Raw genomic sequence first — 14,154 nt, forward strand, 5'->3', positions numbered from 1 at the left:
GGATTAAACGGCCTGCCGGTTCGCTTGCTCCTCCTCTTCCCGGACGGATCCCTTATTCACTTCGACATCGAGGTCGAATAGCTCTTTGATAGTTTCAGCGTAAAATAAAAAGTTTTGCGATGCGCATTGGTCATGCAGCGCTTCAACGGGCGCGCGCACGAACCGATCGGTTATCGTGGTGGCCAGAACCTCGACCGCATGCCGCTCCGACGGCGTCAGGTTCGGGAGCTTCTCGAATGCGGCGGCCAAACGCTCCCGCTTGATGGACTCGGCGTGTTTGCGCAGCGCCGTGATGACGGGGACGGCTGCAAGGGACTGCATCCAGGCGTTGAAATCGACCAGCTCCCCTTCGATGAGCCGACGCACCCCTTCGGCTGCCAGCGCCCGCTCGACGCGGTTGCGGTCGGCCAAGCCGCGCAGCTCGTTGATGTTGTAAAGGCTCACGCCCTCGATGTCGGCCACGGCCGGGTCGACATCGCGCGGAAGGGCCATGTCCACGAACAGAAGCGGCCGATCGGGGCGACGGGCCATAACGCGTGCCACCGCATCGGCATCGACGACGAAGCGCTTGGCCGACGTGGCCGAAAAGACGAGGTCAACCTCTTCGAGCTGCTGCTCGAGCGTTGACAGGTAGCACGCTTCGATGCCGTAGTGCCCGGCGAGCTCGCGCGCCTTGCAAAGCGAGCGGTTCGCCACCATCACGATGGGGAACCGGTAGGCAAGCAGGTATTTCGCCGTCAGCTCCCCCACTTCCCCGGCCCCGATGATAAGCGCCCGCTTTCCCTCGGCTCCTCCGACCTCCCTCAGTGCGAGATCGACCGCGATGTGCCCGATCGACACGGGATGCCTTCCCAGCGAGGTCTCCGTGCGAACCCGCTTCCCGAATCGCAGGGACCGCTGGAACCACACGTTGATGAGCTTGTCGGTTGTGCCAGCCTGGCAGGCGGCTTTGTAGGCGCGGCTCACTTGGCCGAGGATCTCGGCTTCCCCCAAGATGAGGGAATCGAGCCCCGAGACCACTTCCAGCAAGTGCCGCACGGCGTCGTCGTCGACGTACGAGTACAGAAGCGCATCGAGATCGCCCGATCCCGGTGCGCCCTCCCCATCTCCGCGCGCGTAGAGGAACGCACGGATGCGCGCGAGGCTTTCCTGAGCATCGTCGCAGGTAGCATAGATCTCGAACCGGTTGCAGGTGTTCAGGACCACCGCACCGTCGACGCCGGTTGCATCTTTGAGCTCTTGGTCGAGGGCCTGCACGCGCGCATGATGGACGCTGAGCCTCTCAAGCACATCGATGGGCGCGCTCTTTATGTTCAAACCGACGATGATGCAGTGCACGTTCGCTCCTCAATCGCAGGTATCGCAGATCCGGCGGGGATTGGTTTTCCCAGCGGGTCCCCATCGGAAGGGTTAGTCGCGCAAGAACTCGAAGTAGGGCCTCTCCATGCTCGCCAGCCCGTTGACCATGATGTCGACCAGGCCGCCGTAGTGCACGTTGTAGTTCTTCGTGACCTTGAAATCCTTCAGTATGTCGCGGATCGTGCCCTTGCAGTTCGAGCACGGGGCGCATACGAACTTGACCACGTCGGGATTCGAGAACTCGTCCCCGAACGCATTGATGATCTGCTCGAACTTCTTCCGGGAACTCACCTTGTTCCTGAAGTCGCCGAAGTTGTACGAGTTCATGATGGCGAACCCGCTTCCGCCTCCGCAGCAGTAGTTGTCCACCCCGTGCGGGGTCATCTCCCTGAACTGCGGCGCGATGGCCTTCAGGATCTCGCGCTGCGGCATGACGATGCCCATCTGGCGCACGACGTTGCACGGATCGTGCAACGTGACCGGGAAGTCGTTCTTCTTGGGGTCGAACTTCAGGCGCCCCGTCCTCACCAGTTCCGCCATAAGCGGTATGAAGCTTTCCACGGGGACCTTGTCCCCGCTTTCGGCGAGCCGGTCGGCGCTTACGCCCAGGGCCTTGTGGGCATGCCCGCATTCCCCCACGACGATGCGCTTCACGCCCAGCTTCTTCGCGACTTCGAACTGAGCCGTCGCGATTTTCTTCAGCTGGACGTCGTCGTACCACGCACCGTAGTTCACGCCGTCGTATCCCATGAGCTCCGAGCTGAGCGTCCAGTTCACACCCGCCTCGTCGAGCAGGATGGCGAACGCCGCGGGGTTTTCCGGCCAGGCGATGAACTCGCCGGCGTTATGCAGGAGCAAGACGTCGGCGCTCTCTTTGTCGATGGGGAACTTCACTTTGCGGCCGGTCTGCTCTTCGATGTCCTCCTCGATGAACTCCAAGGTATCGAGCAGGGCGGGACGGGTCAGTCCCGTGGTCGAGCCCACGCGCAGCTGCAGCTCGGTGCCTTTCGCGTGCACGGGCGTGGGGGCGATCCCCAGCTCCTGGCTGAACAGCTTGCGTATCTCCCTCGCGACCAGGCCGTTGTCAAGCCCCATGGGGCATGCCTGCCCGCAGCGGCGGCACAGGTTGCACCGATAGGCGCTCTCACCCAAACGGGCGATGCTCTCCCAGTTCACCTCGACGTCGGCGCCGACGAAGTTGCCCAGGTACTTCCCGCTGGGAGTGAAATGCCGCTTGTACATGCGGCGCAGCACGTCGGCGCGGAAGCTGGGCCTGTAGATCTCATCGCCGTTGGCCGCCTCGTAGATATGGCATGCCGACGAGCAGGTGTTGCACTTCGCGCAGTACTCCATGGTCAGCGCAAGCGGCTGGACGGCGTTTCTGTTCGCGTCCTGGAACAGCTTCTCGAGTCCTGCGAGGAAGCGGCGAACGAATTCGTCTTCCTCCTCTTTGGTCTCGGGCCGCTTCAGCGTGTCGAGCGCGATGAATCCGTCGAGCGATGCGCAGTGCTCGGCCGCCCACTGCTCCTTGGGCTCCTTGAAGCCGGGTTCGAGCCCGTTTTCATCATAGGGCGCGGGAAGCGTCGCCAGGTCGTCGACAGGGGAAAGCACATCGGCGCTACGGGCCATATCCCGCGGCTTGAGATGCTTGGTCGTCGTGCTCATGCGCTATTCCTCCGATTCGCTTTTCGAGGCCGGACGCGTATGCGGCGCAGACCACTGGGTGCGCGCCGGCTGTGCAGCGGATTCGCGGACGCCCCGTTCGACGTCGCTTCCGGGCAGGTTGGGGTCGTTGTCCCACAGCACCTTGTGGAACGCGAAGAACTTGCCCGCGTAATGCCCCATCTTGCTCAGCGGGATATAGACCAGCATGATGCCCAGCAAGACCAGGTGCACCGCGAGGAACACCGGAAGCGGCGGGAGGCTCATCGTCAGAACGCCGTGCGCGACGGCAAGCGGGCTGACGATGCTCGTCCAGCAGTAGATGCCCGTGGTGAGCACCAGCAGGATCAGCAGCAGGTTGAAGTAATCGACGGGTGCGGTGCTTCCCTTGAACGCCGGGTCGGACAAGCGGCGGTACAGCAGCAAGAGCGCTCCGACCGTGGCGAATGTGAACCCGATCCCCCCAACCGTGAACAGCACCATAACCATGATCGATGACGGGAAGAACGCGCCCGGTACGAGCAGGACCGACCACGCGAACAGCAGGTAGATGCCCGCATGGAACAGAAACGACGGAAGCCACAGCGAGGCCTGGTTGTCGCGCAGCTTCTTGATGAAGATCATCTCGTTGACGAGGTACCTGATCTCCGAGCCGTGATCGTACGTGCGCTCCTTTTCCCACCAGCGGTCCTCTTCGAGGTAGGAGCCGCCGTAGGCCGCGCGGCCGCTGCCCTCTGTCGGGATGGGATACAGGTCGAAGCGCGAATGCCTCGACAACTTGGAGTACTTCATGAACAGGCGTGCGCTGAGAATCAGAAAACCGATGCAGGCAACCAGCACGAAGACGGACACCACCGAAGCAGGAACCATAGAACCCCCCGTTCGCCTTATAATGAATCGCAGAAAACCCAAAAGAACGAACCCGTGCCCCCCAATTGCACGGTACTGCAGGCGGTTTTAAATCTACGGGGCGCTCTGCCCGTTGTAAAATGGGAAATCGCAATCGCAGCATAGAAAAAAGTAATGCCAAGGCGCCTAAAATCTTGTTTTTCGCCTTTTTTGCCATGCGTCCATGTTATATAGTCGCATGTAGATTGAATGACCGAATACCTCCAGTTTCCCCGCAGGAGCGCGTCTCCTGCCGGTTAGAGCACCGACTGTATAAGAGAGAGTTTGGGTGGCAGTATCGGGGAGGAACTTGTATGAGTTCGCTAGAGCAGTTCATGGTTTTCAAGGAAGTGGCCGAGGTCGGAAACATCACGCAGGCATCGAAGCGCCTGCATATCAGCCAGCCGAGCGTAAGCATCCAGATTCAGAACCTCGAGCACGAGTACGGGGCGCCGTTGTTCTACCGAACCAACCGCGGCGTCACGCTTACCGATCCCGGAAATATCCTCTATGAAAAAGTTATCCTAATACTACATACTGCGCAGCAGGCCAAGGAAACGATACGCAACTACTCGGCGAACCGGACCGGATACATCCACATCGGGGCGACCCTCACCATCGGAGAGTACCTCCTGCCCCACATGATGAGCATCACGCAGCGCGACCATTCGCTTCTGCGCTACAACGTCCAAGTGGCAAATACGCAGGTCATCGTAAATGAAGTGCTGAACAACTACCTCAATATCAGCTTCGTCGAAGGCGTTGCGCCCGAAGAGGACGATTTGGAGGTCGAGCAGTTCTGGAGCGACGAGCTGGTGCTGATCGTGTCGGCGGACCACCCGTGGCGAGATCGGGGCGAGATCACCTTCGACGAGCTGATATCGGAGCGCTTCATAACGCGCGAGAACGGCTCGGGAACGCGGGAAGTGCTCAAACGCGCCCTTCAGCAGGGCGGGTTCGACGTAGACGAGCTGAACATCGCCATCGAGCTGGGCAGCACGCAGGCGATCAAAGAAGCCGTCCTCTCCGGTTTGGGCGTCACCATCATCTCGGCGCTCACGGTGCAGGAAGAATGCCGCCAAGGACGGATGCGGATGCTGAGGCTGAAGGACTGCCAGCTCGAACGTCCCCTGAACATCGTGACGAACCGCAAGGTCATGCTCACGCCCGAAGAGCAGTGGTTCTTGGAGGAGGTGCGTTGCGAGGAAACGCTGCGCGCTCTTCTGCCCAAGCCGATCCTGCCGGGACAACCCCTCGAGCGGATCGCGGGATAAGCCCGCGAAAACGCGCCTGAATCTGCAGCCTGGCACCGCCGTGCGACCAGGCGCCCAGTTAGAATCGAACGGCGACCGCGTGCCGTCCCGATAAGGGGATATGCGGTTTTGCGACGAGAGGAAGAGGACCTTATGAGAGTGGTTATCATCGGGGGCGTCGCAGGGGGCGCCACGGCAGCCGCAAGATTGCGCCGCCTCGACGAATTCGCCGAGATCGTCATCCTCGAGCGGAGCGGATACGTCTCGTACGCCAACTGCGGCCTTCCCTACTACATCGGAGGGGTCATCGCCGATCGGGCGAAGCTCACGCTGCAAACGCCCGAGAGCTTCCGAAACCGCTTCGATATCGACGTGCGCGTCCGACACGAGGCGCTCTCGATCGATCGTGCGGCCAAAACCGTGCTGGTCGAAAAACTCGACGACGGCACCACCTATAAGCTTCCCTACGACAAGCTGATTCTGTCCCCCGGTGCGCGACCCGCGGTTCCCGCCATCCCCGGCGTGGAATCTTCGCGCCTGTTCACGCTGAGGACCGTCGAGGACACGTTCGCCATAAGCGATTTCATCGAACGCGAGAAGCCGAAGCGGGCGGTTATCGTCGGCGGGGGCTTCATCGGCTTGGAGATGGCCGAAAACCTCGTCGAGCGCGGCATCCGCGTTTCCCTGCTCCAGCGCGACGACCACGTCATGCCCGTCCTGGACGCCGACATGGCCGCTCCCGTGCAGGTCCGCATCCGCGAAGAGAAGATCGACCTGCGCCTGGGGGCCGATGTCACGGGGTTTTCCGAAGACGAGGCGGGCATCCGCGTGGCTATGCGCGACAAAAAGCCGATCGAGGCCGATTTCGCCGTCCTCGCCATCGGCGTTCGGCCCGAAAGCGAGCTGGCGAAACAAGCCGGTCTCGAGCTGAACGCAAGGGGGTTCATCCGGACCGACGCGCATATGCGCACTTCAGACGAGGACATCTACGCTGTGGGAGACGCGGTGGAAGTCGTCCATGCCGTAACGGGTCTGCCGGCAGCCATCCCTTTGGCCGGTCCGGCGAACAAGCAGGGCCGCATCGCCGCGGACAACATCTGCGGCATACCCAGCACCTACGACGGCTCCCAGGGATCGTCCATCCTCAAACTGTTCGACCTCACAGTGGCCGCGACGGGTCTCAACGTGCGGGACGCCGAGGCCGCGGGCCTCGATTTCGATTACGCGCTTCTGCTGTCGCCGTCGCATGCCACCTATTACCCCGACGCGAAGCCGATGACGCTCAAGGTCGTTTTCGAGAAACCCAGCGGGCGGATCCTCGGGGCGCAGATCGTCGGCTACGACGCGGTCGACAAGCGCATCGACGTGCTGGCCACCGCCATACGCGCCGGCATGACCGCAGCCGACCTGGAAACCCTCGACCTGTGCTACGCGCCGCCCTACTCCTCGGCGAAAGATCCGGTGAACATGGCGGGGTACGTGATCGGCAACCTCCTTGACGGACGAGTGCGCCAAGCGCGCTGGAGCGAGGCTCTGGGTTGCGGGGACAAGGGAATCCTGCTGGACATCCGCACTCCCACCGAGTTCGCACAGGGAAGCCTGGAAGAAGCGCTGCACATCCCGCTCGACGAGCTGCGCGGAAGGCTCGGCGAGATCCCCGCCGAAAAGCGGCTCTACGTGTACTGCCAATCGGGTCTGCGCAGCTACGTGGCGTGCCGCATCCTCTCGCAGCGCGGATTCGACTGCGCGAACGTCGCAGGTGGATACGGTTATTTCGAGCAGGTGTCGCTCGAGGCGCCGTTCGAACCCGAAAGCGTCGGTCCGTGCGGCCTGCGCGTTTAACAGCGCAGGTGCCTCGCTCATGCTTCAAACGCAACGGGGAGGGGCCGATTCGCCCCTCCCCGCACGAGAGGATACATTATATCTTCTTATACCGAAGGTTATCGACGTCGATCACGGTAAGTTCTCCGTCTTCGGCGAACTCGACCTTTCTCGACTGCCATTCGCGATCCTCATATTGCAGCTGCACGACGTTGTTGGCCTTCATCGTATAGGAACCAGCCCCGTTCACATCCCCCCTGTAGATGCTTTCGAAGGTGCCGTCTTCTTTGAACGTGAGCTGGAAATCGCCGTTTTGAGACGATGTCCATGCGCCGGGGAATTCCGCAAGAAGCTTTTCCATGTCCCCGCGCGTATACCAGGTTTCGGACACGTAGTCGTAAGCCGTGAAGTTGTCGTTGAACACGATGTCGTATCTGGCGCCCTCCGCGTCTTCGGGAGTTGCGAGGTGACGGTCTTCAGACTCGACGTTGGTGAACTGGGACCTGTCGTCGACCCTGTCTCCGTTTTCGTCGAGTGCGGTGATACTGAACAGAGAGTCGCTTCCCAGCACGTAGGTGAAAAAGAGCTGCTCTCCTGTCTTCTTCCCGTCGCGATACCCCGTCCAGACATCGCTCGACCTCTCGCCGGAGTCGAGCTGTCCCGGATCGATGTACAGAGGCCGGATATTGGCTTCGGGCGTCATCTGGGCGAACGGATCCGTTTCCTTTGGGGTGTCGGACGGGCTGCCCGAGCAGCCCGCAAGGATCGCCGTTACAGCGACGGCACAGGCAATCGCAACAACTAAGACGGTTCGTTTCTTCATGGTCGCCCCCTTGCTCGAGCGTTTCTCCCGCCGTATGCAAATATGCGAAAAGCAAAGCTTTCACCTGCGACTATACCAGCAAAGAAAACTCCTTGGCACAGGGGCGGCCCATTATGGGACATGCGGCCCATGATAGAGCGAGGGGGCGCCGGCCAAAGCCGACGCCCCCTCGCCTTCGCTGCCGACCGGAACCGAAAGCTTCCCTTACTCGTCGTTGCGACGCCGCACGCTTACGGCTGCGGCCGCCGACCCGATGCATGCCAGCCCCGCAAGGCAGACGACTACCAGCGCGCTTGCATCATCGCCCGTCCCGGGCATGCTCGAAACCTTCACGACCTTCTTGGACCCGCCGTTCGGATGAGGCGGAACCTCCTTTTTCGGCTTGTGCTTCGGGCCGGGGGGAACCTCTTCGACCTTCGTGTTGGTCACGATAAAGCCCGCCGCGGCGTCTCCGGTCACAGAAACCGTGTAGCCCGCCGGCGCGTCCGCCTCCCTCACGGTGTAGGAAATATCCTTCCCGCCTTCCTTTCGATAAAGATCGGACCAGGTATGGGTCCAGAGGGACGCTGCATCGAGCACTACAGGATCGCCGAGGGCGACATCGTTCGCATACAGCTGGACCTTGACCGAACCGGGACGCTTCCCGTCTTTGTCGCCCCCGTCTTTCCACACCTTGAAAACGGAGACGGAGACCTTATCGGGCTCATGAACGTTGACGAGGTCGGTGCCGTTCACCGTCGCCTGGTATCCGGCAACCGCGTCTTCGGTCACGGTGTAGCGGCATTCGTTTCCGTCCGCATCGTATTTCGCGAGGCCCGTGAAGCTGTAGCGCCACCCATCCGCCTCGGTCACGGTTTTGGAAGCGACCTTTTCGCTGCCGTTCATCAGGTTCACCACGATCGATGCAGGCCGCAGGCCGTCGCGGTCATCGTCGTCGTTCCAGGTTTTCGCACCGGAGACATCCATCGTAAGCGTATTGGCTATCTTGAAGCCGTTTGCCGCATCACCCGACACCTCGGCCGTATAGCCGCCGACCGCGCGCTCTTCGACCGTGTAGGCGTACTTACGCCCGTTCGGATCGTTTTTGGGAAGGTTCCCGAACGTCGCGGACCAATTCCCATCGTTATCGGGAGACACGGTCTGGAAGCCGACGTAGTCGCCATCGCGGTAGAGGTTCACCTTGATGGAATCGGGGCGCACCTTGTCCTTGTCGTTCGCATCGTTCCACGTTTTGGATACGGAAACCTCCGTCGTTTCCACCGATTTTCCGACGAAGGTACTGCCGTTCGAACCGATGCCGCCGCCCCGCGTGGCCGACGTGTTGCCGGTGATGTGGACGGTTGCCAAGCCGAGGGCCTTCTTCACGCCGGCATCGTCGGCGGTCAGGTTGTTGCTTAGCGAGAGGCTCTGGTTGAAAAACGCGCTCAGCGTGCCCTTCAGCTTATCGAGCGGGACTTCGGCGCCGCCGTCGAACACCCATCCGTACGCTCCGCCGCCCAGCATGGACGGGGAGATCTCGTAAACCGGATCGCCGCTGTGCGCACCGTAGGCAAGCGATGCGAGGATGTAGAGCTCGCGCGCATTGCCGCCATCGGTGGCGTTGCCGAAAAACGTCGCACCGTTTGTCAGGCTGATCTCGGTCGTCGACACCGGGCAGGCGGCGTATCCGCCGCCCTCGGACGCGGCTGAATTACGGGACACCTCGACGTTGGCGAGGTGCAGCTCCCCGTTTTGGAAATCGGAAAACTTGCTGGAATACCCGTTGACATAGATGCCTCCGCCGCCGAACGCCTTGTTCCCTTTGCCCTCGGCGGTCATGGAGTTGCCGGAGATGGTGCCGCCCGTGATGTAGGCGATGCTGTACGTGGGCGTGCCGCCGTGGCCCGAAGCGCTGTAACCCGCCTGGACGAAGATCCCGCCGCCGCTGGAGCCCGCCTTGTTCTCGGTTACGGAGCCGCCGGTCATGGTGAGCACCGCGCTCGTAGTGGTCGAGGCGTAAAACGTGCCCATCGAGATCCCGCCGCCGCGCTCGGACGCGTAGTTGCCCGTGATGGTGCCGGCGGAGAAGTTGACGGCGGTGCCTTCGTGTGCGCAGACCCCTCCGCCCGATCCGCCGTAGTCTTTGTCAACATCAGGAAGAGGTTTGCCGGCATCCGCACGGTTTCCCGAGATCACGCCGCCGGAGATGTTGATGACCGAACCGTAGATGCCGTAAATCCCGCCTCCCCAGACCGCCTGGTTGTTGCGGATGGTCCCGCCTTCGATGTTCACGGTTGCCTTGTTGGCGAACACTCCGCCGCCCGATTCCGGGTACCAGTGACCGGCGCTCTGGATGCAGTTGTTTTGCAGAACCGCTCCGTCGGCCACCGTCAACGTCCCCGAATACACGCCCACCAGGGACCCGCCCTTACCGTCGCCGCCCGATGCCGCGCCTATCTGACCCTCGCCGCTCCTACCGTCAAGCACGATGTTTTCTAAGGTGAGGTGCTTGCCGGCATCCACGATAACCAACTCGCCGCGGTAGCCGTCGGCGCGCAGAAGCGCCTTGCCTCCCAGATCCCAGGTTGCAGAAGAGGGGACCTTCAATGCACCGGACACATAGATACCCTGGGCTCCGAATGCTTGCAGAAGCTCCTTGGCCTTGACGAACGTCTCAACCGGCGAGGCTTCGCTACCGTCGCTCGCGTCCGATCCGGAGCTACCGTTCACCCAGATGAAACTGGTTTCCTGCGGTACCTTAGCCGCGGCGTCGGCCGCAACGCCCGAAGGTTTCGGCGAAGGATCGACCGCCGTATCGGCCGAAACCGCATCGCGCGGTTCTTCGGCGTCCGCCCGCACGTCGCCCGTCAAATCGGGCGCCTGCCGATCGACCGCTTCCTCCCCGACGACGCCCACGGGAGCTTCGGACGCCAAAGGAGAAGGCGCGCTCTCGGCGGCTGCCGCCTGCAGCGCCGCGCCGGGAAAGCAGACGCCCAGCGCAAGAACCGCGCTCATGAGGCAGCAAAGCTTCCGTTTCATACGATCCCCTTTCTCCTGCATCATCCGTCCATGACATCCGCCTCCGTGCGACGAGACGGCAAAAGCCAAGTATGATGATCCTATTGGCGCCGACGTTTACCCCCCCCCCCCCCGCAAATGCAAGCCGCTGTTCTCGGGTTGATGCCACCACGCATCCAAGCGCGTTACAATGACGGGAGGGGTAATCTATTCGGGAGGGGCGACGCGATGCGGGGTGGCGCTCATGGGAAATGAACCGATGGTCATAAGCGTCCTCGCGCTGACTTTCTGGGGCGTTTCGCTTTACTACCGCTGCTCGGACAAGATCATCCGCCGCCGCCTGGTGACCATCGCATCGCTGTTCATCGCATGGCTCGTCCTCGTTATGGTGAAATACGAGAGCGATTCGCCTTCCGTGGCCAGGCTGTGCTGGTATGCGTTCTATATCCCGTTGCTGCTCACACCAGCCCTCTGCCTTTCCATGGCGTTTCGAGCCGCTGCGCTCGACCGCCTCGTCGCCGTGCGCATCGTAAAGGCCGCGCTGTTTGCCGCAAGCACGGTGATCGCCCTTTTCATCCTCGCAAACGACACCCACCACCTTGCGTTCGTGTTCGACGCGACCGAGGCCGGGTGGAACTCCTCGTACACGTACGGACCCCTATATTGGCTTGCCAGCAGCCTGATAATCGTCATGTTCCTCTCGTTCGCCGCGGTGCTTGCATTCGCGGGCCGCAAGAGAATCCGCCGTATCGCGCTTCTAGTCGCGGTATTCGTTTTCGTGGGCCTGGCATACCATGCGCTCTACGTGCTGCGCCACACCTTCGCGGTCGGGTCGAACTTCTCGCTCACATACATCGTCCTGATCTCGCTCGCGCTCGAGCTGTGCCTCGATTTCGGCCTCTTGCCTTCCTTCATCATGTACGAAAAGGCGTTCAGCGGGCTTCCCCTCGATGCGCGGATCCTGTCGCGCAAAGGACGGACGATCTACGAAACGGCTCGATCGAAGCCGGCGCCCGCGCTCGATGCTTTGCTGCCCGCATATCTGGAAGGCGGCCCCGACGAGGCGGTGTTCAGAGACGAGGACGATCCCGACAAGGCGTTTCATCTGAAGCGCCTTTCGGGAGGCTACGTCCTTCTAGCGGAAGACGTTTCGGAAATCAATCGGTCGCGCACCAGGCTCGAGCGCATACATACCAGCCTTATCAGGCAAAACGAGGTTTTGAAACGCGAACGGAACCTCAAGGAATCGCTGCATCAGTCCGAACGGGAACGCGAGCTGCTCGAAAGCATCGATGCATCCCTTCGCGATACGGTCGAATCGATCGGTGCTCTGCTGGACCAGGCCGAGACGATGAAAACCTCCGAATCGCAGGAAGAGCGTCGCAAAGTGCTCACCATGGTTCGGATGCTCGTCGCCTACTGCAAACGCAAGGGAGGGCTTGTGCTCGCGGAAAGGGACGGAGACGATTTCGGCATCGAGCGCCTGCGCGTCATCATGAACGAAACGGCCGGCGACCTGCGATCGGTCGGCATCGAATGCGCCGCGTTGGTTGAAACCGAGGCCCCTCTTTCGGCGGCGACCATGAACACGCTGTACGACTGCTTCTACGATTTCGTCATCAAGGCCTTCTTCTGCGAAAACCCCGTTGTCATGCTGTTTTTAACCGACCGGTCCGAGGGAAGCGTCGAGCTTCGCGCCCTGTTGGAGTTCGACGGCGGAGAAGACGCGACGCACAGCGAGTGGTGCGCCGAATTGCGCCGCACGCTCGACCAGCGAAACGTCGCCTACCGACTGACAGCGGACGAGGGAGCCGTCAAACTCGCGGTGATCGCGGAAAGCGGGAGGTCGGCATCATGATGGAGCTTTTTTCCAGTTGGGACGCCGCAACCCTGATAGCCTTCGGCGTGATCTACCTGGTTCTGGCCGTCGCACAGATCGGGCACACCTTCTGTCTCGGAGCTCGACAGGACCCCCGGACGCCCGTCGAATCCCTCGTCTACGAGGCGCTGGTGTTCGCCCATGTGGTCGTCCCGGGGTCGCTCGCGCTGAACGGCGTGGGGATCCGCTTGGCTTTCCTCGTCATCCCCGTCGATGCCTTCCTCCACCTGAACGCCGTCGCAGCCGTGCTCGCCGCTTACCTTGCGTGGCAGCGCCGAAACCCCGTCTTCCTCATCGAAGCGGCCCTCGCGGCATGCGCGACACCGCTTCTCTTCCCCGTCGTCGTCGGCACGGGCGTTCCCTTCCTTACGATCGATGCGGCGTTGTTCGCTATCAGGGTACCTGTCGCGCTTGTCCGCGACGCCCTCCACATGAAGTCGCACGTTACATGGCTGTCCATCGCCGAATCGATCAAGGAGATGCCCGATGGGATCTTATGCGCGACCACTCGCGGAGACATCCTGCTACTGAACGATAGGATGCGTTACTACCTGGAGAAGCTCGGGCTGCCTATGGATCTGGCAGACGCTCGCGGGATCAGGGACTCGCTGCGCGAGCGCGGGACGGCCCTCACGGCAGGATCGCGCAGCCGTTCCGACGATACCGTCAACATCGAGTTTCCCGACGGCGAGGTCTGCCTCGTCTCATTCGATCAGGCACAACTGGGTCGCCGCCGCTGCATGAGGATAATGGCGTACGACGTGACCGAAAACGTGCGCCTCTCGAGAAACATCGCGGAAGCGAACAGAGAGCTCGAGCTGAGATGCGACGAGATCCGCGATTCCATGCAAGCGGTCGTCCGCATATCTGAAGACAGGGCGATGGTTCGCATGAAGTCACGGGTGCACGACATCATCGGCCAGCGCCTTTCCATGGTTCACCGCCTTCTGGAAGACGGCGACCTTTCGGATGCGTCCATCGCGCAGATGCGCCCGCTGCTCAAGGGGATCCTCGAAGACCTGGACCCGAACCCCAACCTGACCGCGCACGACGAATTGGCTTCGATCATCGATACGTTCGGCCTGATCGGAGTAACAGTCGAGCGAAAAGGCGAGCTGCCGGCCGACGCAGGCGTCGCGTCGGCCATGGTCTCGATCATCCGGGAAGCCGCGACCAACGCGGTTCGCCACGCCCAGGCGCTTCATGTAACGGCATCGATCTCGACCCGTGAAACCGACTGGGAGCAGGGATGCGCACCGTGCACGGTCCTTACCATCGACAACGACGGAACCACCTGCGCTGACGGACCTGCGGAAGGTTCCGGGATTCCGGGGATGAGGCGGGCTGCGCAGGCCGTTGGGGGCGTCCTGGAGATACGTTGGACCCCGCGATTCAGAATCGAAGCCGTTTTCCCGCACGTCTGGGAGTATGATTCCGCCAAACCCGCCCCCTGCGAGAACAAGGAGTGAGCC

At 61.7% G+C, this 14,154-nt stretch carries 9 protein-coding genes; 4 read left to right on the plus strand and 5 right to left on the minus strand.

Annotated elements, in window-relative coordinates; translation table 11 throughout:
• Positions 1-3: 3 nt before the first annotated feature.
• From hemA to JI75_RS04550, 3 genes are all read right to left on the minus strand, one after another.
• Complete coding sequence (hemA, locus tag JI75_RS04540) at positions 4-1,338, minus strand: glutamyl-tRNA reductase (RefSeq protein ID WP_039689102.1); 1,335 nt, start codon at positions 1,336-1,338, stop codon at positions 4-6.
• Positions 1,339-1,410: 72 nt separating this feature from the next.
• Positions 1,411-3,024 carry a (Fe-S)-binding protein gene (locus JI75_RS04545; RefSeq protein ID WP_039689104.1) on the minus strand — a complete coding sequence of 538 codons (1,614 nt, stop codon included), beginning with the start codon at positions 3,022-3,024 and terminating at the stop codon, positions 1,411-1,413.
• Positions 3,025-3,027: 3 nt separating this feature from the next.
• Positions 3,028-3,891, minus strand: a complete 864-nt coding sequence (locus JI75_RS04550; protein WP_039689106.1) for a respiratory nitrate reductase subunit gamma — start codon at positions 3,889-3,891, stop codon at positions 3,028-3,030.
• Between the two features lie 332 nt (positions 3,892-4,223).
• Between JI75_RS04550 and JI75_RS04555 the strand changes: the two genes are divergently transcribed.
• Together JI75_RS04555 and JI75_RS04560 are read left to right on the plus strand one after the other, a co-directional pair.
• Positions 4,224-5,183, plus strand: a complete 960-nt coding sequence (locus JI75_RS04555) for a LysR family transcriptional regulator (RefSeq protein WP_039689108.1) — start codon at positions 4,224-4,226, stop codon at positions 5,181-5,183.
• A 132-nt stretch (positions 5,184-5,315) separates the two neighbouring features.
• Entirely contained in the window at positions 5,316-7,004 is a 1,689-nt protein-coding gene (locus JI75_RS04560) for an FAD-dependent oxidoreductase (protein WP_039689110.1), read from the plus strand.
• A gap of 76 nt (positions 7,005-7,080) precedes the next feature.
• On the opposite strand, the gene JI75_RS04565 is transcribed toward JI75_RS04560, so the two are convergent.
• Positions 7,081-7,806, minus strand: coding sequence for a hypothetical protein (locus tag JI75_RS04565; protein ID WP_144299269.1), 726 nt, complete (start codon positions 7,804-7,806; stop codon positions 7,081-7,083).
• A 204-nt stretch (positions 7,807-8,010) separates the two neighbouring features.
• A complete protein-coding gene (locus JI75_RS08765) occupies positions 8,011-10,824 on the minus strand; it encodes a Cna B-type domain-containing protein (RefSeq protein ID WP_052241597.1) in 2,814 nt (937 codons plus the stop codon).
• A gap of 169 nt (positions 10,825-10,993) precedes the next feature.
• On the opposite strand from JI75_RS08765, the gene JI75_RS04575 reads away from it, so the two are divergent.
• Both JI75_RS04575 and JI75_RS04580 read left to right on the plus strand, forming a co-directional pair.
• Entirely contained in the window at positions 10,994-12,661 is a 1,668-nt protein-coding gene (locus JI75_RS04575) for a histidine kinase N-terminal 7TM domain-containing protein (RefSeq protein ID WP_158407621.1), read from the plus strand.
• Positions 12,658-14,151 (plus strand): sensor histidine kinase, encoded by a 1,494-nt coding sequence (locus JI75_RS04580; RefSeq protein ID WP_039689116.1) that lies wholly within the window; start codon positions 12,658-12,660, stop codon positions 14,149-14,151. The genes JI75_RS04575 and JI75_RS04580 overlap by 4 nt, the downstream gene beginning before the upstream one ends.
• Positions 14,152-14,154: the final 3 nt, after the last annotated feature.

The sequence above is a fragment of the Berryella intestinalis genome (assembly GCF_000814825.1).
Taxonomy (GTDB): Bacteria; Actinomycetota; Coriobacteriia; order Coriobacteriales; family Eggerthellaceae; genus Berryella; species Berryella intestinalis.